15 protein-coding genes are annotated in these 18,235 nt (G+C 67.6%); 13 read left to right on the top strand and 2 right to left on the bottom strand.

The window, feature by feature from the left end:
- Window positions 1-157: 157 nt before the first annotated feature.
- The 6 genes from J2X41_RS00075 to J2X41_RS00050 all read left to right on the top strand — a co-directional run bounded on the left by J2X41_RS00075 (window position 158) and on the right by J2X41_RS00050 (window position 5,268).
- The gene (locus J2X41_RS00075) at window positions 158-544 is read left to right on the top strand and encodes a c-type cytochrome (protein WP_310078652.1); all 387 of its coding nucleotides are present in this window, start codon (window positions 158-160) and stop codon (window positions 542-544) included.
- The gene (locus J2X41_RS00070) at window positions 534-1,496 is read left to right on the top strand and encodes a c-type cytochrome (RefSeq protein ID WP_310078651.1); all 963 of its coding nucleotides are present in this window, start codon (window positions 534-536) and stop codon (window positions 1,494-1,496) included. The genes J2X41_RS00075 and J2X41_RS00070 overlap by 11 nt, the downstream gene beginning before the upstream one ends.
- Window positions 1,493-4,039 carry a cbb3-type cytochrome c oxidase subunit I gene (locus J2X41_RS00065; protein ID WP_310078649.1) on the top strand — a complete coding sequence of 849 codons (2,547 nt, stop codon included), beginning with the start codon at window positions 1,493-1,495 and terminating at the stop codon, window positions 4,037-4,039. Before J2X41_RS00070 ends, J2X41_RS00065 begins: the two co-directional genes overlap by 4 nt.
- A gap of 1 nt (window position 4,040) precedes the next feature.
- Complete coding sequence (locus tag J2X41_RS00060) at window positions 4,041-4,340, top strand: hypothetical protein (protein ID WP_310078647.1); 300 nt, start codon at window positions 4,041-4,043, stop codon at window positions 4,338-4,340.
- A 56-nt stretch (window positions 4,341-4,396) separates the two neighbouring features.
- A complete protein-coding gene (locus tag J2X41_RS00055) occupies window positions 4,397-4,969 on the top strand; it encodes a hypothetical protein (RefSeq protein WP_310078645.1) in 573 nt (190 codons plus the stop codon).
- 71 nt (window positions 4,970-5,040) lie between these two features.
- Complete coding sequence (locus J2X41_RS00050; protein ID WP_310078643.1) at window positions 5,041-5,268, top strand: DUF378 domain-containing protein; 228 nt, start codon at window positions 5,041-5,043, stop codon at window positions 5,266-5,268.
- Between the two features lie 123 nt (window positions 5,269-5,391).
- On the opposite strand, the gene J2X41_RS00045 is transcribed toward J2X41_RS00050, so the two are convergent.
- Window positions 5,392-5,811, bottom strand: coding sequence for a CBS domain-containing protein (locus J2X41_RS00045; protein WP_310078641.1), 420 nt, complete (start codon window positions 5,809-5,811; stop codon window positions 5,392-5,394).
- A 162-nt stretch (window positions 5,812-5,973) separates the two neighbouring features.
- Here J2X41_RS00045 and J2X41_RS00040 point away from each other — a divergent pair, with 162 nt between their 5' ends.
- Entirely contained in the window at window positions 5,974-6,309 is a 336-nt protein-coding gene (locus J2X41_RS00040; RefSeq protein ID WP_310078639.1) for a hypothetical protein, read from the top strand.
- Between the two features lie 179 nt (window positions 6,310-6,488).
- Here J2X41_RS00040 and J2X41_RS00035 read toward each other — a convergent pair whose 3' ends face one another.
- Window positions 6,489-6,890 (bottom strand): four-helix bundle copper-binding protein, encoded by a 402-nt coding sequence (locus J2X41_RS00035; protein WP_310078637.1) that lies wholly within the window; start codon window positions 6,888-6,890, stop codon window positions 6,489-6,491.
- 242 nt (window positions 6,891-7,132) lie between these two features.
- Here J2X41_RS00035 and J2X41_RS00030 point away from each other — a divergent pair, with 242 nt between their 5' ends.
- From J2X41_RS00030 to J2X41_RS00005, 6 genes are all read left to right on the top strand, one after another.
- A complete protein-coding gene (locus tag J2X41_RS00030; protein WP_310078635.1) occupies window positions 7,133-7,387 on the top strand; it encodes a hypothetical protein in 255 nt (84 codons plus the stop codon).
- Window positions 7,388-7,443: 56 nt separating this feature from the next.
- Window positions 7,444-7,863 (top strand): DUF305 domain-containing protein, encoded by a 420-nt coding sequence (locus J2X41_RS00025; protein WP_310078633.1) that lies wholly within the window; start codon window positions 7,444-7,446, stop codon window positions 7,861-7,863.
- Window positions 7,864-8,162: 299 nt separating this feature from the next.
- Complete coding sequence (locus tag J2X41_RS00020) at window positions 8,163-10,295, top strand: type I secretion system permease/ATPase (protein ID WP_310078632.1); 2,133 nt, start codon at window positions 8,163-8,165, stop codon at window positions 10,293-10,295.
- Entirely contained in the window at window positions 10,292-11,686 is a 1,395-nt protein-coding gene (locus J2X41_RS00015) for an HlyD family type I secretion periplasmic adaptor subunit (RefSeq protein ID WP_310078630.1), read from the top strand. The genes J2X41_RS00020 and J2X41_RS00015 overlap by 4 nt, the downstream gene beginning before the upstream one ends.
- A gap of 188 nt (window positions 11,687-11,874) precedes the next feature.
- Window positions 11,875-12,369, top strand: a complete 495-nt coding sequence (locus J2X41_RS00010) for a hypothetical protein (RefSeq protein ID WP_310078629.1) — start codon at window positions 11,875-11,877, stop codon at window positions 12,367-12,369.
- Window positions 12,370-12,371: 2 nt separating this feature from the next.
- A partial coding sequence (locus J2X41_RS00005) for a calcium-binding protein (protein WP_310078626.1) occupies window positions 12,372-18,235 on the top strand: 5,864 nt, incomplete at its 3' end.

The following is an 18,235-nucleotide window of genomic DNA, read 5'->3' as shown; positions in this document are numbered from 1 at the left end:
CCGCCCAGGCCGAGAGCCAGGCCCAGCAAGGCCAGCGGGAAGATCGTGGCGCGCACCGACGTTAAACCGGCCGGACAAGGCCGAGGTTCCCGAGGCTCGCGCCCGGAACCCGAGCCTGGCTGCGGGGTTCAAGCCTTAACAGCGGCGGCGATGACAGGTGCGGTGGACGGCACGCCAGACAACGAGGATTCCCCTGCTGGCCCTGACGCTGCTGGCGGCTTGCGCCGAAAAGGCCGGTCCGCCCCATGTCCTGGCCGGCGCGGATGCCCAGCGCGGCTTGGCGCTGATTGGGGCCAGCGGCTGCGCGGCGTGCCACGCGGTTCCGGGCGTCGCATGGCCGCGCGGCGAGGTCGGCGGCTCGCTGGCTGGCTTCGCCGATCGCCCACTGATCGCCGGCCGCCTGCCCAACCAACCGCGGACCCTGGTCGCCTGGCTGCGCGACCCGCCGGCCCTGTCGCCGGGCACGGCGATGCCGGCTACCGGCCTCAGCCAGACCCAGGCCCGCGACGTCGCGGCCTATCTCTATACGCTCGATGACCGCTGACCGTATCGCCACCGACAGCCTAAGAGGCTGGCCGCCGCCGGTGCTGGATCCAGCCGGACCGTTCGCGGCGCCGCTGAACCTGCTGACCTGGGTGCTGATCGGCGTCGTCATGGTGACGCTTCTGGTGGTCGTCGTCACCCTGGGCGTAGCGCTGTTTGGGCCCCGCGCCTGGCGCAAGGCGCTGGGGGGCGAGCGGCTGGTCTGGATCGCCGGCCTCGGCTTTCCTGTCGTCGTGCTCTCGGCCCTACTGGTCTATGGCCTGGCCCTGACCGCGCGACTGAGCGACGCGCCCCGACCGGGCGAGATGCGCATCCGCGTCACGGGCGAGATGTGGTGGTGGCGCGTGGCCTATCTCGACGCCGGCGGGCGCGAGACGCTTCAGGACGCCAACGAGATCCACATCCCCACGGGCCGCCCCATCGCTCTGGAACTGGAGTCCATCGACGTGATCCACGCGCTCTGGATCCCGCGCCTGGGCGGCAAGCTGGACATGATCCCCGGCCGGCGGAACATCCTGCGCCTTCAGGCCGATCGCCCCGGCGAATATGGCGGCCAATGCGCGGAATTCTGTGGCGGACCCCACGCCCTGATGGCGCTGGTCGTCGTGGCCCACGACCCGGCGGATTTCGAGGCTTGGCGCGCGCGCGGTCTTAAACCGGTCTCGCCCTCCCCCGCCGTCGCGGTCGGCGTGCAGGTGTTCCGCAAGGCCGGTTGCGGCGCCTGCCACACCGTGCGCGGGACGGACGCCAACGGCGTGGCAGGCCCGGACCTGACCCATGTCGGCGCTCGCCGCACCCTGGGCGCGGGCATCCTGCCTAACAATCAAGGCACGCTGGCCGGATGGATCGCCGACAGCCAGGCCATCAAGCCGGGCAACCGCATGCCGGCCTATCCGGTGCTGAGCGGCCAGGAACTGCGCGACGTCGCCGCCTATCTGGACAGCCTGGAATGAACGATCCCGTCGTGTCCGAGACCGGTTTCGACCCCGAGCTCTACAACCGCTTCCCCACCCAGGGGCCTCGGCCTAGGAGCGAACTGGCCAAGCTGGAGGCGATCTGGTGCGCGCCTAAGGGCTGGCAGTGGCTCACGGTGATCAACAACAACTATGTCGGCGTCTATTATGTGGGCGCGGCCATGCTGTTCTTCGTGCTGGCCGGGGTGCTGGCGCTGCTGATGAGGGCCCAGCTGGCCCTGCCGATGAACGGGGTGCTGTCGCAGGAGACCTACAACCAGGTCTTCACCATGCATGGCACGGTGATGATGTTCCTGTTCGCCGTGCCGGCGGTCGAGGCCCTGGGCGTGCTGCTGCTGCCACAGATGCTGGGCGCGCGCGACCTCCCCTTCCCGCGCCTGTCGGCCTATGCGTTCTGGGCCTACCTGATCGGCGGCCTGGCCTTCTTCTGTTCGCTGTTCTTCGGCCTAGCGCCCAACGGCGGCTGGTTCATGTACCCGCCCCTGACCTCGATGGCCTATTCGCCGAGGATCAACGCCGACTTCTGGCTGCTGGGGATCGGCTTCATCGAGATCTCGGCCATCGCCGGGGCCATCGAGATCATCGTCGGCGTGCTGAAGACCCGCGCGCCGGGCATGACGCTGGACAAGCTGCCGATCTTCGCCTGGGCGATGCTGGTCTTCGCCGTGATGATCGTCATCGCCTTTCCGTCGGTGATCCTGGCCACCACCCTGCTGGAGTTGGAGCGGGCCCTGGGCTGGCCGTTCTTCGACGCCGCGCGCGGCGGCGACCCGTTGCTGTGGCAGCATCTGTTCTGGTTCTTCGGCCATCCCGAGGTCTACATCATCTTCCTGCCGGCGGCGGGAGCGATGTCGACCATCGTGCCGGTGGTGGCGCGCACCCCGCTGGTCGGCCACTGGCTGGTGGTGCTGGCGTTCCTGGCCACCGGCTTCATCAGCTTCGGGGTCTGGGCCCACCACATGTTCACGACCGGCTTGCCGGGGGTGTCGGTCGGCTTCTTCGCCGCGGCCTCGATGGCGGTCAGCCTCCCGGCCGGCGTGCAGGTGTTCGCCTGGATCGCCACGGTGGCCTCGGGAAAGATGCGGTTCAACACCCCCGGACTGTTCGTGCTCGGCGCGCTGCTGATCTTCGTGATGGGTGGCCTGACCGGCGTGATGGCCGCCATGGTCCCCTTCGACTGGCAGGCTCACGACACCTATTTCATCACCGCCCACCTGCACTATGTTCTGATCGGCGGCATGGTGTTCCCGCTGTTCGCGGCCATCTACTACTGGACGCCGATGTGCAGCAGCCGCCCTCTGAGCGAGCGTCTGGGCCGCTGGGTTTTCTGGCTGATGTTCGCCGGCATGCACGTCGCCTTCCTGCCCATGCACCTCAGTGGACTGATGGGCATGCCGCGCCGTGTCTACACCTATGCGCCGGGGCGCGACCTGGAATGGCCCAACCTTATCTCGACCGCGGGCGCGTTCCTGTTTGCGGCCGGCGTGCTGGTCTGGGTGATCGACATGGCGCGCAATTTTCGGCCGTTCGGCAAGGACGCCGGCAACGTCTACGACGGCGGCGGGCTGGAGTGGCTGCCGACCGGCCTCTACTCCACCCGCAGCATCCCGATCGTCACCTCGCTGTATCCGCTGTGGGACCAGCCCCAGTTGGCCCGTGACGTCGAGACCGGTCGCTACTTCCTGCCCGGCGCCCCGACTGGTGACCGAGAGACCTTGCTGACCAGTCCGCTCAACGCCGAACCGCAGCAGTTGCTGCCCATGCCGCGCCCGTCCGGCTGGCACGTCTGGGCGGCGGTGTTCACGGCCGGCTTCTTCCTGCTGCTGACGGTGCAGGCCTATGCCCCCTCGGTGGTCAGCGGCGTGCTGGCCGTTTTCTGCGTGCTACGCTGGTGCTGGTTCCTGGATCATCCGGCCAGGTCCAAGTCGGTCGATGTCGGGGCCGGAATCCGTCTGCCCACCTATATGACCGGTCCCGCCAGTCACGGCTGGTGGGCCACGGTCATCACCTTGGTCGTCGCGGGCATGGTGCTGACCATGGCCTTGTTTTCCTACGTCTTCCTGTGGAGTCGAGCGCCCCGCGCCTGGGTCGCACCGCCGGATCGGATATGGCTGGCGGCGATCGCCGGCCTGAACCTGCTCGGCGCCGCCTTCGCCTGGCTGGCCAACAGCGTACTCGCCAAGGCCGCCGCTTCCGTCCCCCGGCTGGCCGCCGCCCTGATCGTCCTGGCCTTCGCCGCCCTGGCCTCGGGCTGGGCGATCGACCTGACGACCTGGCGCCAGACCGGGCTGGCGCCCCAGCTCGGCGCCCAGGGCGCCATCGTCTACGCCCTGCTCTCCTGGCACGGCGTCTTCATCGCTGTCGCCGCGCTCATGGCGTCCTATGTCGTATTGCGCTGGCTGTTCGGCTACATCGGCGCCGATCGCCGGGCGACCGTGCAGCTGGTCGGGCTGTTTCTGGGCTACTGCGCCTTCCAGGGCTTGGTCAGCGCGCTGCTACCGCGCCTGTTTCCGGGCGCCTGAGATGAGGCGGTGGGCATTTCTTGTCGGTGGACTACTGGTCTGGGCGGCTCACTTCCTGGGCGTCTATGTCCTTGCCAGTGTCGCCGATCTACGCGCCCTCTCTGAGCAGCCGCTGTGGCGTGGCGCGCGTTTCGCCTTCAGCGCGATGTGTTTCGCGACGGCGGCGTCGATCGCCATCCAGGCTCATCGCCGCAGCAAGGTCGGTGATCCCTCGCAGCGCTTCGCGGCCCGTCTGTCTACGCTCGGTGCGAGCCTGGGTTTGGTGGCGATCTTCTGGCAGTCGCTGCCGGCGCTGTTCTGAATTGCGGGTCGCAACAAGCGCCAGGCGCTGCGTCTGACGCAATCTGAATCTCAACATTGGTCATCGCCAGCCGCGCTCGACTCGCAGACGCGCGAAAAATTCTCCGAAAGCGCGGAAATCCCAGCCTTCTCAACCGTTATCGCCTCGATCGCCAACGATTGGCATGTCGAACAGACAGGAGGGCGCTCATTCTGGCGATCCTGCAGTTTCTCGCGATCCTTCTGACGGCGCTGGCGCTCGTGCCCGGCGGCGCCCACGCCATGGCCGCGCCCAACAAGATGCGGCTGCCGCAGGAGCGCTATCTGGCCGTGCAGCAGATCTACCGAGGCTGGGCCTTGGCCGGGATCGCCCCGGTCGCGGCGATGGTGGCCGATTTCAGCCTGGCCTTCAGTCTGCGCGGCGCACCAGCGGCGTTTTGGCCGATCCTGGCCGGCGGCCTGTGCGTGGCCGCCACCCTGGTGTTGTTCTTCATCCGGATCTGGCCGGCCAACCAGGCGACCGACAACTGGGTCAGCACGCCGCCCGACTGGGCGGCGCTGCGCACGCGCTGGGAGTACGGCCACATCGCCAACGCGGCCTTGACCTTGATCGGTCTTGGCCTCGTCGTCGCCGGCGTCCTGGCCGTCTGACGAACGATGGCGTCGAAACGGAACGACGGCAGGGCGCAGGGGTTGAATCCCACGGACAAAGGAGACCCATCATGAAGGCTCTCAATCTCGCCACCCTCATCCTGACCATCGTCGCCGGTCTCGACGCCGGTTTGGTCGGCTTGGTCCAGACGGATTTCGTCGCCTATCTGTTCGGAGAAGGCTCGGCCGTGGCGCGCGGCGTCTACATTATCTTCGGCCTGTCGGCCCTCTACCAGATCTACCCGCTGGTGAAGGCTTGGTCGGTCGGCGAAATCCACGCCGAAGCCGCGCACACCTAAGGCGTGCCCCCCGCAGGCGCCGGCGTACGACACGATCGCTGGCGCCGAAGGCGCGGCTGTTCAACCGCACCGTCGACCCGCCTTAGCCAAGGTGGCGATTACGGGCTCGGGCCCCGCGCTCTCTCAATGGCGGGTTTGCGAATGCTCCCCGCCCGGCCGCGCGATGTGACCCAGGGCCAGGCCGGCCGTCGCGCTGGCGCCGTTCATCGCAAGGTCGCTGAGCGAGACGATGCCGACCAGTCGCTTGTCCCGGCTCAGCACCGGCAGCCTGCGCACCTGCAGGTCGCCCATGTTGCGCATCACCTCATTGACGTCGTCATCCTCGTAGCAATATCGGACCTCGGCGCTCATCACTTCGCTTACCTTCGCGTCCGGCCCCTTGCCTTCGGCCACGGCGCGGATCGCGATATCGCGGTCGGTGATCACCCCGACCAGCCGATCATTTTCTCCCACCGGCAAGGCGCCAGCGTCGCAATCGGCCATCATCTTGGCCGCGTCGCAGATTGTCTCCTGGGGACTGGTGATCTCGACGCTGCGCGTCATGCAGTCGCTCACTCGCATTGGAACCTCCGTCTTTGGAAGAAGCGCGGCCCAGGGACACCGTCCGCCGCATCAAAAAAACGGCCAGCGCCAACGGCTGTTCCCTCATCCATGCGGGAACGAACTGGTGCGGCGGCCGCTGTCCAAGAGGAAAGGAGGAGGTCGATGAAAACGCATCTTCTGATCCTGGCGCTCGCCGGCGTGGTCGCGGGCCCGGCCTGCGGCCAGAATGCGCCGGCGCCCGCTCCACCGATGCGTCAACCCACCGACACGCCCGCCCTTCCCGCCTTCAAGACGGGCATGACGGTGATCGACCGCGCCGGCGCGGTCGTCGGAAAGATCGCGGGCCTGGCTGAAGACCAGCGCGAACCGATCGTGATCGTCGAGATCGACGGCAAGATGGTGGGCCTGCTTCAACGCACCCTGGCCCTGGAGAACGAGCACGCCTGCAGCACTCAGACCAAGGCGCAGATGCTGGCCACAGCCCAAGCCCCACGCTGATCGTGGATCAAGGGGTTCAAGGCGTCGGTTGAACCGCCGCCGGCAAACGCTCCCGCGCTCGGAACAACCTCGCGCCGAGGCCGGCGTGGTTGAACACGGGCGTGTCGGCGACTCGATTGCCCCATGATCAGATCGTGGGAGAAACAGCGTCCGTGGGGACTTCCACTACCGGTTGGACGTCAATCGGTCGCTGCGGGATAGACATCGCGACAGGCCTGGGCGCAGGCTTGGCAGCTCCTGGCGCAGACCAGGCAGTGGACGTGCCGCGTGGCGTGTTGCTGGCACTCGTCGGCGCAGAGGTGGCAGGCTTCGGCGCAAGCGATCAGCAGCGGCGGCAAGGCGGTCGCGCCCATCTCCGTGAATCGGGAGACGACGCAGCCGGTGGCGAAGCAGATGTCGGCGCAATCCTGGTTGAGACGGATGCACCGGCGCAGCAGCTCGACCATGTCTTCGCCCAGGCAGGCGTCGGCGCAGGCCGCGCAGGCCTGAGCGCAATCGAAACACGCCTGGGCGCACCTGCCCATCAGGTCCCCGACCAGATCCGGCTTGCGAGGATGATCCTCCAGGATCGCGTTCAACATCGGCGCCTCCGTCCTCCACGGGTGGAAACCACCTGAACGCGCCGAGGTTCACAGCTGGACTGGCAAGGTCCTGGGCTCGACCACGGCCGAGCATCAGACAAGAGGACTGAGGCTTGCACCTCCGCCCGCCGACATTCCGCGTCGATTGATAGATAGAAACCCCGCGTCTCGCCGCGCGTTCGGCCAAGACCGATCGGCATCGCCGAGGCGCGAGCCGACCCTTCCAGTACGGGAATTTCGCCATGCCGCGGGGAGACAAGTCCGGCTACACCGACAAGCCGGAGCGCGAGGCCGACCACATCGCCGAGCCGCTCTTCCTCGACATCGGGGGAGAGGGTCGTGTGATTGGCCGACGGATGGCCAGTGCGTCGGTTCTGGATCGCGTGTCGTTCCCGACGGCGGCCAGCGTGTCGCCGCCTCCCCTACCGACCGAAGCCGTTCCTTGCCGCGCGACCGACTGGGTGGCCGCGGCCATGGGCGGGCGGACCGGTCCGTGATGGATAGGTCGGACCATCGACCAGACCGTGGCGGAGCCTATGGCCGCCTGGCGCTGATGCTCGTGCTGTCCTTCGCGGCGATGTACGTCCTGATGTACGCGATGGTTGACCGGTTCTCGGACATCCGCGGCGGGCTGGACCAGGCCTATATGGCCCTCTTGATGACCGCGCCCATGGCGATCTTCGAATTGATCCTGATGGGCTCGATGTATCCTCGGCGCGGCCTGAACCTCGCCATTCTCATCGCCAGCCTCATGGTCGGCGTCGGCAGCTTCGCGGCGATCCGCCAGCAGGTCCTGATCGGTGATCGGGAGTTCCTGAAGGCGATGATCCCACACCACTCCGGCGCGATCCTGATGTGCCGACAGTCCTCGATCCGGGATCCGGATCTGAAGACTCTATGCCGTCAGATCATCGCCGGGCAGCAAGCCGAGATCGACCAGATGGACGCCTTGCTGCGGCAATCCACGCGCTAGACAACGACGGGTCGCCGATCAACAGCGGCGGGCGGCCATCCTGAAGGGCCGCTTTCTTGCCCTTCGTCATACCAACCTCCCAACTCAGAAGATCAGGCCCAGACCGGTGCCCCTCGACATCGGTGAAGGCCGTAGACCTTCGCCGGCGTAAGCTCGACACCAGCCTGACGTGGATCGCGATGCACCGAGATACGGCAATAACCAGCCCGTCGGCCGCCGGTCGAGGTTACGCACGATATCCCGCTTGCAATTGTGACGCAGCTCCGCGATTTTACGCCCTCTAGTTGCGGGGACGGCGTGTGAGTGCGTATCCAGTCGAGACCGACGAAGGCCTCGCATGCCTGGTTTTACTGCTGGGCTTCCACCAGATCAGCGCCGATCCGCAGCAGCTGCGCCATGCGCTGGGCAAGGCCGGCAACGCCGAGACGGGCGACCTGGTGCGCCTGGCCCGTCGGCTCGGGGCCAGGGCCAAGCTCGCCACCCTGCCGATGTCGCGCCTGCGGGACGCCCCGCTGCCGGTGATCGCCAAGGGACGGGGCGGCGACTTCTTCATTCTGGCCCGGGCCGGCGACGGCGAGGCCCTGATCCAATGGCCGGGCCAGGCGCCCCAGACCCTGTCCATGACCGACCTGTCGGCCGTGTGGGCCGGCGAGGCCGTGCTGGTCACGACCCGGTCCGACATCCCCGGCGGTTCCAAATTCGACGTCACCTGGTTCATCCCGGCCCTGGTGCGCTATCGCGGCCTGCTGGGCGAGGTGCTGGCCGCCTCCCTGACCCTGCAGCTGTTCGCCCTGGCCACGCCGCTGATCTTCCAGGTGGTGATCGACAAGGTGTTGGTCCATCGGGGCCTGACCACGCTGGACGTGCTGGCCATCGGCCTGGGCGCCGTGATCCTGATGGAGACCCTGCTGGGCGGCCTGCGCGCAGCCCTGTTCACCCACACCACCAGCCGGGTCGACGTCGAGCTGGGCGCGCGACTCTACCGCCACCTGCTGGCCCTGCCGATGGCCTATTTCGAGAGCCGGCGGGTCGGCGACACCATCGCCCGGGTCCGCGAGCTGGACACCATCCGCGAGTTCCTGACCTCCTCGTCGGTGACCCTGGTCATCGACCTGCTGTTCACGGTCGTCTTCCTGGTGGTGATGTGGTTCTACTCGCCGTGGCTGATGCTGATCGTGCTGGTCGCCATCGTGCTCTACGCCTTGGTCGCCGGCCTGCTGACCGGGCCGCTGCGCCGGCGCATCGAGGAGCGTTTCCAGCGCGGCGCTGAGAGCCAGGCCTTCCTGGTCGAGACCGTGGCCGGCATGCAGACCCTGAAGGCCGCGGCCGTCGAACCGCAGATGCAGAACCGCTGGGAGCGGCTTCTAGCGGCCTATGTAGGGGCGGGATTTCGGGCCGCGCGGCTGAACATCTGGGGCGGCCAAGCGATCCAGCTGATCAACAAAGCCTCCACCGTGCTGATCCTCTATATCGGCGCGCGCCTGGCCCTGGGCGGCAAGATGACGGTCGGCGAGCTGGTGGCGTTCAACATGCTGGCCGGCCGCGTCGCCGAGCCGGTGCTGCGGCTGGCGGGCCTGTGGCAGCAGTTCCAGGAGGCGCGGGTCGGGGTGGCGCGGCTGGGCGACGTGCTCAACACCCCCACCGAGGCCCAGTTCTCGCCGTCGCGCGCCGCCCTGCCCCGCATCGAAGGGGCGGTGGCCTTCGACGACGTCACTTTCCGCTACAAGGCCGGCGGCCGCGAGGCCCTGCGCCGGGTCAGCCTGTCGGTGGAGCCCGGCGAGGTGCTGGGCATCGTCGGTCCCTCCGGCTCGGGCAAGTCGACCCTGACCAAGCTGGTCCAGCGGCTCTATGTGCCCGAGAGCGGCCGGGTGCTGGTCGACGGGGTCGACCTGGCCCAGGTCGATCCGGCTTGGCTGCGCCGCCAGGTCGGGGTGGTGCTGCAGGAGAACCTGCTGTTCAACCGCTCGGTGCGCGACAACATCGCCCTGGCCGATCCGGCCCTGCCGATGGAGGCGGTGATGGCGGCGGCCAGCATGGCCGGGGCCCACGAGTTCATCCTGGAACTGCCCGAGGGCTATGACACGGTGCTGGAGGAGCGCGGCGCCAACCTGTCGGGCGGCCAGCGCCAGCGGATCGCCATCGCCCGCGCCCTGATCACCAACCCGCGCCTGCTGATCCTCGACGAGGCGACCAGCGCCCTGGACGCCGAGAGCGAGGCGATCCTGCAGCAGAACATGCGCCAGATCGTCCGTGGACGAACGGTGATGATCATCGCCCACCGGCTGTCGGCCATCCGCCTGGCCAGCCGGATCGTCACCATGGAGAACGGCCAGATCACCGAAACCGGAACCCATGAGGCCCTGATGGCGGCCGGCGGGCGCTACGCCCAGCTGTGGCGCGCCCAGACCCACGGCTACGGAGCCGAGACATGAGCCTGATCGGCCACGCCCGCGTGCTGGTCCACGCCTGGCGCGAGGAGACCCAGCGCCGCCGGTCCGGCGCGCGGCAGCGGATCGAGACCCAGTTCCTGCCCGCCGCCCTGGAGATCGCCGAGTCGCCGCCCTCGCCGATCGGCCGGGCCATCGCCTGGACGATCATCGCCGGCGCTGTCGGGACCCTGGCGTGGTCGTGCTGGGCCAAGGTCGACACCGTGGCCGTGGCCGAGGGGCGGCTGGTGCCGACCGGCCGCCTGCGTTCAGTCGAGCCGTCCGACCCCGGCACAGTCCGCGCCATCGCCGTGCGCGAGGGCGAGCACGTGCGCCCCGGCCAGCTGCTGATCGCCCTGGACCCCACGGTCGCCGACGCCGACGCCGAGAGCGCCACGACCGAACTGTCCACCGCCGGCCTGACCCTGGCCCGAGCCAACGCCCTGCTGGCCTACAGCCGCGGCGCAGGCGGCGCTGTGATCGCCCCGCCGGGCGCGGAGCCCAGCGCCGCCGAGGCCGAGCGCCAGGTGGTGGCCGCCCGCATCCAGGCCTACGAGGCCAAGCGCGCCTCGCTGGGCGAGCGCCGGGCGGGCGCCGAGGCCTCGGCCCGCGCCGCCCAGGCCGAGATCGTCAAGCTGGAGCGCACCCTGCCGATCCTGCAGCGCCAGCTGGACGACCAGAAGATGCTGGAGGCCAAGGGCTACGGCGCTCGCCAGAAGCTGCTGCAGCAGGAGCAGGCCATGGTCACCGCCGAGCAGGACCTGGTCGCCCAGCGCGGCCGGCTGGACGAGGCCCGGGCCCAGGTCGCCTCGCTGGCGCGCGACGCCGCCGAGCTGACCCAGTCGTTCGTCGGCCAGGCCGCCCAGGAGCGGGCTGAGGCCGAAGGCCTGGCCGCCACCCGCGGCGACGCCCTGCGCAAGGCCGAGCAGAAGCGCGGTTTGCAGACCCTCAGCGCCCCGGTCGGCGGCATCATCCAGGCGGTGTCGGTGACCACCCTGGGCGAGGTGGCCGAGACCGGCAAGCCGATCGTCACCATCGTCCCCGACGGCGAAGCCCTGGTGGTCGAAGCCCTGGTCCTGGGCCGCGACATCGGCTTCGTCCATGTCGGCGACCGCGCCGTCGTCAAGCTGGAGGCCTATCCGTTCACCCGCTACGGCACGCTGTCGGGCGAGGTGGCGCAGGTGTCGCCGGACGCCATCGTCGACGAGAAGCGCGGACTCGTCTTTCCCGTGCGTGTGAAGCTGTCACAAACGCACCTTAGGGTTGACGGCGGTCCCGCTTTGCTGTCCGCTGGCATGAGCGCTTCGGTCGAGATCGTGACGGGGAAACGGCGGGTGATTGATTTCGTGTGGTCACCGGTGGCGAAGACGGTGTCTGAGGCGGGGCGGGAGCGGTGAAACTTCCAAGCGGCGCTGTCTGGGCCGGAATGCTCGCGGGACTGTGCACCTCCTGTTCGGCGCCCGTCGCGCCGTCAGTCGCCGTTCAAGCCACGACGTCGCCGGTGAACTGCGTATCCGATGAATTGACGCGACGCCTCGTAGCCACGCCCGGACGTCACATCCCAAATCCGGCGCCGACGGCTTTCGTGCACGCGACGCGACGGGACGGGACGATCGGCGGGGATCTGCGCGTCCCGCCGTTCCCGCTGATTGACGGTGTCTGCCCCTATCTCCTGCCCGTCGAAGCCAAGGCCTGTCCCGCGGGCGATATCGCTCGGGCGGTGACGACGGCCAACGCCCGGAATGGCATCTTCATGGGTTACGACGTCGACATCGACTGTGTCTTGGATGCCGAAGCTGCCCGGGACGACGTCGGCGACTATGTTCGCGCCGTGCGGGACTTCGCCGTCGACGAGCATCGTTGCGATTCCTACGATGCGTACCAATCCAGATTGGGCGGCATAGAGCAAGCCGGGCGGCAAAGGATCGTCGAGCTCGCCTTCATCCGCGGATACATGGCCGAGATCTGCGAAGGCGATCGGGCCGCCATCCCTTACTACGTGAAAAGCCTGCGCGCCGGCTATGGCCCGGCGCAGCTGAGACTTTCCGCTATCACTGAAGCCCCCGATCGGAAGCGATAGTCATGCCGACGTTCACTTTCTCGCACGCGACCTTCGTCACCGCAGGCGGTGGAACCTACATCTACGCGCCGCCCTCGGGGTCGGGTCTGCCCAACCTCTATGTCGTGGCCGAGACGGAGGCTTTGGCCAAGGCCTATGTGGACGAACTGAACGCGGACTACGGTTCCGTGCAGCCAATCCAGGAAATCTTCGCCCTGCATGGATCGAAGACGGCTGGCGTGCAGGTCATCCTTGGTCACGCCGGAGCGGTTGCCGGTCAATTCGGATTTTCGACCGGGGACATGACGGGGAATACTGGTATCGCGCGCTGGTACCACACCCAAAAGGACGCCGACGGGGATCCGATCTACGCAACCAATATGGCGCTGCCCTATGGGGTCAGCCTAGTCATCAACCTAGACAATTCCTACAAGAACGGCGTGCCTGGGACGGGGGCGAGCAGTTACGATTTCAAGAAGATCGTCCAGGTTTCCGTGCATGAACTCTGGCACCCGTTCGCCGGAGACCATTTATGGAACAAGGCCGCGAAGGTCGAGGACCGGTTCGCAACGAACATAAACCAGATCATTAGCGATGACTCCTACAAGAAGGACTTCATTGTTTTCGCTCAACAAGGGCGGTTCGGTTACGCTACGACACCGGTCAACATTCCTCAGGCGGGCAACACTCCTTGGGAAGGATTGATCGTCCTGGAAGGAACGCCGGAAGCGCAGGGCAAGCCCGCCGGCAGCCAGGCCGGCGAGGCCATGGTCGTCAAGCAGGAGGAGTTCTCCTGGGTTCTGGCCAGCCAAGTGTTCGGGCAACAGCAGGCGGCCCGCACCCAGGCGATCCAGGCGCTCAAAGTCGGTGACGCCGCCAAGGCCGCAGCTTTGGCGTCGCCGAACCGCGCCTATTACCTCATCGAGGGACGGCCAGATGGCCAACAAGTCCAGGTTACGCTCAGCGCCAAGGGCGCGGGCCAGCTCGGTTCGTTGATCGGTTCGAAAATCGGCGACTACCTGTCAGGCGGTGATAGCGTCAAAGGGATCGTCTATTCATCCGTGCTGGGCGCGATCGGCAACCAGATTGGCGTTGCCCTGGCTTCCGGCGCAGGGATTGAATCGGTGATGACGAGCGCCAACGCCGCGGCGTTCGGCCAGGACGTGTGGAATCGCCTGCAATCGGCGGCGATTGGCTCGGTGAGTTCGCTATTGACGATGGAGCTGGGCCAAGCGCTCGGCGTCAAGGGTTTCGGGGCGGAACTGTTCAACACCGTTGGTTCGACTCTGACCAACCAGGCCGTGACCAACATCGTCCAGAAGGGGGCGGCCCACATCTTCGACGGCTTCCATACCGATCAGCTCTTCAAAGGGGGCGGTGGCGCGACCTTGGTCGCGAACGCGGTCGGCGCTTTCCTCGGCTCCAAGCTGGGCTCGATGGTCGTGCAGCCGCAAACCACGGCCGGCGTGGTCTTGTCCTCGATCGGCTCGGCGGCCGGCGCCTGGGCGATGACGACCGCCACCCTGTCGGTGACGTCCAGCGCCGGGGTATCGACCGCCGGCGCCTTTATCACGGCCCAGCTTGGCCTGGGAAATTCCTGGTTGGCCCTTAACCTGGTCGCCCCCGGCATTGGCGCGTTCGTCGGCTTCGTGCTGGGCGCGCTGATCGGCAACCTGTTTGGCAAGAAGAAGCCCAAGATCCCCTCGGCCAGCGCCGAGACGGTGCTGCAGATCCCCTACGCGCGCTACGAGTTGGGCGCGGTGACGGTGACCAACAACGGCAACCGCGAGCTGGTCACCTCGATGGCGACCACGGCGCGCGATACGCTGAACGGCCTGATCGGCATGGTCGCCTACACCAACACCACGGCCTATGTCAGCAACCTCAACGGCTACACCACGACCCAGGCCTACGGCCACACCGCCAGCCAGATCTATGTGAAGGTCAACGGCGTCCAGACCAACTTCAGCTCGGCCGACCAGGCCGTGGAGTTCGGGACCTTGGCGGCGATCCGCAACACCAAGATCGTCGGCGGCGATATCTTCGCCAAGCGGGCCATCGCCCGCTCGCCGGCCGCCGACCTGACCTCGCTGACCGGCGACCTGCAGATCGCCAGCGACTACCGGTATTACGCGGGCAACCGTGGCTTGGTGAACGGCTTCATCATCGGCGCCTACGCCAGTCTGACCCAATGGGAGCAGGACTTTTACGGCCACCCACCGCACAAGGCGCTCATCGACAAGCTCCATACCCAAGGCGCGGCGGTCCTCACGGCCGACGAGACGAATTTCTACAACGCCTACAAGCCCACGATCGACAAGATCATCGGCGCGCTGGAAAACCAGGCCCTGGCCAACCCCTGGATCATCACCCTGCAACGGGTCAGCGAACTGGGCCTGGACAAGTGGACCTCGTCCGACTTCTACGGCGGCCTGCGGGGCTTCCTGGGCAGCTTCGACCTGGCCGGGCATGGGACGGCGTTGGAGAACGCCAACTTCGTGTGGAACGGGACCGACTTCACCGTTTCGCTGACGGGCGGGACCGAGGGGCTGTTCTCGATCCTGCCCTCGGCGTCGGCCGACGGCCGCTCGGCCACGATCAACGGCTTGGACAAGATCGCTTACACCTGGGTCAACGCCGGCGGCGCGACCGCGGGCAACGACTACATGGAATACCGCTGGAACGGCGGCGGTGTGACGCTGGACGACCAGCATGACGAGCAGCAGACCACCTACGACTACTACTGGAACGGCTACGAGTACGAACAGTACGAGACGACCGTGACGGTGAGCGTCAGCGGCGGCGACGACATCTTCGTCGGCAGCCAATCCAACGACGTCCTTTACGGCCGCACGGGCTGGGACTGGCTGGATGGCCAGGGCGGCGACGACGTGATCTACGGCGGCGACCAGAACGACACCCTACTGGGCGGTTCGGGCAACGACTCGCTGTTCGGCGAAGGCGGCGACGACTACCTGGCGGCCGGCGACGGCGCGGACAGCGTCTATGGCGGCGCCGGCGCCGACATTCTGGCCGATGGCCAAGGCTCGGAATGCCTTCTGGGCGAGGACGGCGACGACACGTTCCTGATCGCCGCCGACAACACCTTCAACTGGTTCTGGGGCGGCACGCAGGATCCCAACAGCGATCCGAACGGCAAGGATACGATCAGCGCCGAGCGGATGACGGTCGGCGTAAGCTTCGACCTCGATTTCCGTCCAGCCGACTGGAATGGCAATCCGGACGCGGTGGCGGGCGATTACCGCTCGCGGGCCGCGATGGTCACCGACGCCGTAACCGGCGGCTGGATTACGAGTGAAGGCCTGCTGGGCGTCGAGAACGCCACGGGGTCGAACTACAACGACCGGCTCTATGGGACGGTCGGCGACAACGTCCTAAGAGGCTTGGCCGGCGACGACCAGCTTTACGGGCGCGAGGGCGGCGACATCCTGGAAGGCGGTGCGGGCGCCGACAGGCTGGACGGCGGTCCCGGTCCGGACTTCGCCAGCTACGAAGGTTCGTCTGCGGGCGTCTATATCGACCTGTCGACCGGCGAGGCGTTTGGCGGCGACGCCGAGGGCGACGTGCTGATCGACATCGGGAATGTTCGCGGCTCCAAGCTCGCCGACCAATTGAAGGGCAATGAGTTCGCGGGACGCCTGGAAGGCCTGGCCGGCGACGACTGGCTGGTGGCCACGGCGGGGGGCGACCGGTACGAGGGCGGCGAGGGCAAGGACTTCGTCGACTATTCGGCCTCGACCGAGGGCGTCTACCTGATCCTCAGCAGCTACACGCCCACCTTCCAATACGACGGCACGGGCTATACGGGCCTGGCCAACGGCCACACCTACAACAATGTCGAGGGCGTGGTGGGCTCGGCCTATACCGACTACCTCTACGGCGGCGAGGGCGACCAGACCTTCGTCGGCGGCGCGGGGACGGACTACCTGGCCGGGGCGGCCGGCGCCGACACCTATGTGATCAACCGCGGCGAGGGTTACGACACCGTCACCGAGGACGACACCGGCTGGAACGTTCTGTCGTTCGGCGAGACCGTGAAGTTCTCGGACCTGTGGTTCGGCACGGCCGGCGGCTCGGGCGGCTGGCTGGACGTCGGGATCCGCGGCGACAGCGCCCAGTTCCGCGTTTCGGCCAACTTCGCCAACCTCAACAGCAGCAAGATCAAGACTGTGGACCTGAACGGCGCCGGTCAGCTGGACGTGGACGGCATCGAGTACGCGCCAGCCGCGAGCGACAACAGCGAGGCGGTCAACGGCTGGTCGGGGCGGCGCGACCTGATCGTGGCCTACAACGGCGACGACTCCATCACCGGTTCGGGCGGGGCGTGGGAGGACAAGGGCAATGTCGTCATCGGCGGGCTGGGCAATGACGTGATCACCACCTCGGGCGGCGACGACCAGTTCGCCTATGACCGCGGCGACGGCCTGGACAGCATCAACGACGCCGGCGGCGAGGACACGATCGTGTTCGGCGCGACGGTCGCGGCCGAGGACGTGATCTACCAGGTGGTGGGCGACCACCTCTATATCGGGGCCAGGAACCCGCTCGATCCCAACCAGACGGCTTACTACACGCCCGACCACGTCCAGATCTGGAACGGCGGGATCAAGTATGTCGTCAAGGACGGCTACACCGACCAAGTGCTTTACGAGACGCTGAACACGGTGGAATACGTGATCGCCGGCGGGACCTCGATCGACCTGCGCAAGCTCGACATCAATTGGACCGAGCAGGTCAGCTACAACTATGACAACTACTACCCCATCGCCCTGGACCTGGACGGCGACGGGCTGAACCTGTCGGCGGTCGACAGCTCGCAGGTGGTGGTCAAGACCGCCGGCGGCGGGATCTCGCGGATCGGTTGGGTGGGCCCCACCGACGGTTTCCTGGCGGTGGACCGCGACGGCGACGGGGCGATCAACCGGCTGTCGGAGATCTCGTTCGTGCAGGACAAGCCGGGCGCGACCAGCGACCTGGAGGGGCTGCGCACCTGGGACAGCAACGGCGACGGGGTGCTGGACAAGGCCGACAAGGATTTCAGCAAGATCCTGCTGTTCGTCGACGCCAACCAGAACGGCCGCTCGACCAAGAAGGAGCTGCGCACCCTGGAAGAGGCCGGGATCAAGGCCATCAACCTGGGCGGAACGGCCACCGGCTACACCCGCGACATGACCCTCGACAGCTTCGTGCAGAACACGCTTCGCTTCGTGTGGGCCGACGGGCGCACCGGCGAAGGCTACGACGTGGCCCTGGCCCGGCGGGTGCTGGGCTCCGAAGGCCTCTATGCCGGCGCCTACCAGACCGAATGGGGCGCGCGCGACGAGGACGGGACGCTGGGCCGGCTGGCCAACGACCCCAAGACCGCGGCCAAGGCGGCGCGGATCCAGGCCAGGCGGGGCCTGCTGGACAAGCTCGGGGCCAGCTACGCCGAGGTCAAGGCCGCCGCCCAGTTGGACTTCAGCGACACCGACAAGGTCGACGCCTCGGTCGCCCGACGCTGGACGAAGATGGACGCTTCGCAGCGGGCGGCCTGGCTGTCGGGCCAGGCCCGCGGCCTGGACGGCCTGAAGGCGATCTCCTCGGGCCAGGCACGGGCCAACGCCCTGAACGACAGCGCCCGGGCCGGCCAGGACCTGGTCGCCCACGGCCTGGCCCAGGCTGCGGCCCAGGTCGGGGCCCAGGTCGGGGCCAGCGCCGAGGCGACGGGCGGGTCAAACGGGTCGGCCGGACTGGGCGTGGAGCTCGGCGGCGGCCTTTCTTCCAGCCTCGGCGGCGGCCTGGCCGCCAGCCAGCCGCTGGACGGGGTGGTCGCGGCCACGGGCGCGGCGATCGGCCAGGACCAGGCCTGGTGGCGCGGCCAGACCGA

The organism is Caulobacter sp. BE254, assembly GCF_031457295.1.
Classification (GTDB): Bacteria; Pseudomonadota; Alphaproteobacteria; order Caulobacterales; family Caulobacteraceae; genus Caulobacter.
The sequence above is the reverse complement of the archived record's forward strand: the minus strand, read 5'-3'. Positions and strand labels throughout refer to the sequence as shown.

What these genes read in the sequence shown, in the direction of transcription:
- J2X41_RS00040 (WP_310078639.1), top strand. Translation starts at nt 5,974, where the DNA reads ATGAAAACGCATCTTCTGATCCTGGCGCTCGCCGGCGTGGTCGCGGGC.
- J2X41_RS00035 (WP_310078637.1), bottom strand. Translation starts at nt 6,890, where the DNA reads ATGTTGAACGCGATCCTGGAGGATCATCCTCGCAAGCCGGATCTGGTC.
- J2X41_RS00045 (WP_310078641.1), bottom strand. Translation starts at nt 5,811, where the DNA reads ATGACGCGCAGCGTCGAGATCACCAGTCCCCAGGAGACAATCTGCGAC.
- J2X41_RS00060 (WP_310078647.1), top strand. Translation starts at nt 4,041, where the DNA reads ATGAGGCGGTGGGCATTTCTTGTCGGTGGACTACTGGTCTGGGCGGCT.
- J2X41_RS00015 (WP_310078630.1), top strand. Translation starts at nt 10,292, where the DNA reads ATGAGCCTGATCGGCCACGCCCGCGTGCTGGTCCACGCCTGGCGCGAG.
- J2X41_RS00050 (WP_310078643.1), top strand. Translation starts at nt 5,041, where the DNA reads ATGAAGGCTCTCAATCTCGCCACCCTCATCCTGACCATCGTCGCCGGT.
- J2X41_RS00070 (WP_310078651.1), top strand. Translation starts at nt 534, where the DNA reads ATGACCGCTGACCGTATCGCCACCGACAGCCTAAGAGGCTGGCCGCCG.
- J2X41_RS00030 (WP_310078635.1), top strand. Translation starts at nt 7,133, where the DNA reads ATGCCGCGGGGAGACAAGTCCGGCTACACCGACAAGCCGGAGCGCGAG.
- J2X41_RS00065 (WP_310078649.1), top strand. Translation starts at nt 1,493, where the DNA reads ATGAACGATCCCGTCGTGTCCGAGACCGGTTTCGACCCCGAGCTCTAC.
- J2X41_RS00025 (WP_310078633.1), top strand. Translation starts at nt 7,444, where the DNA reads ATGCTCGTGCTGTCCTTCGCGGCGATGTACGTCCTGATGTACGCGATG.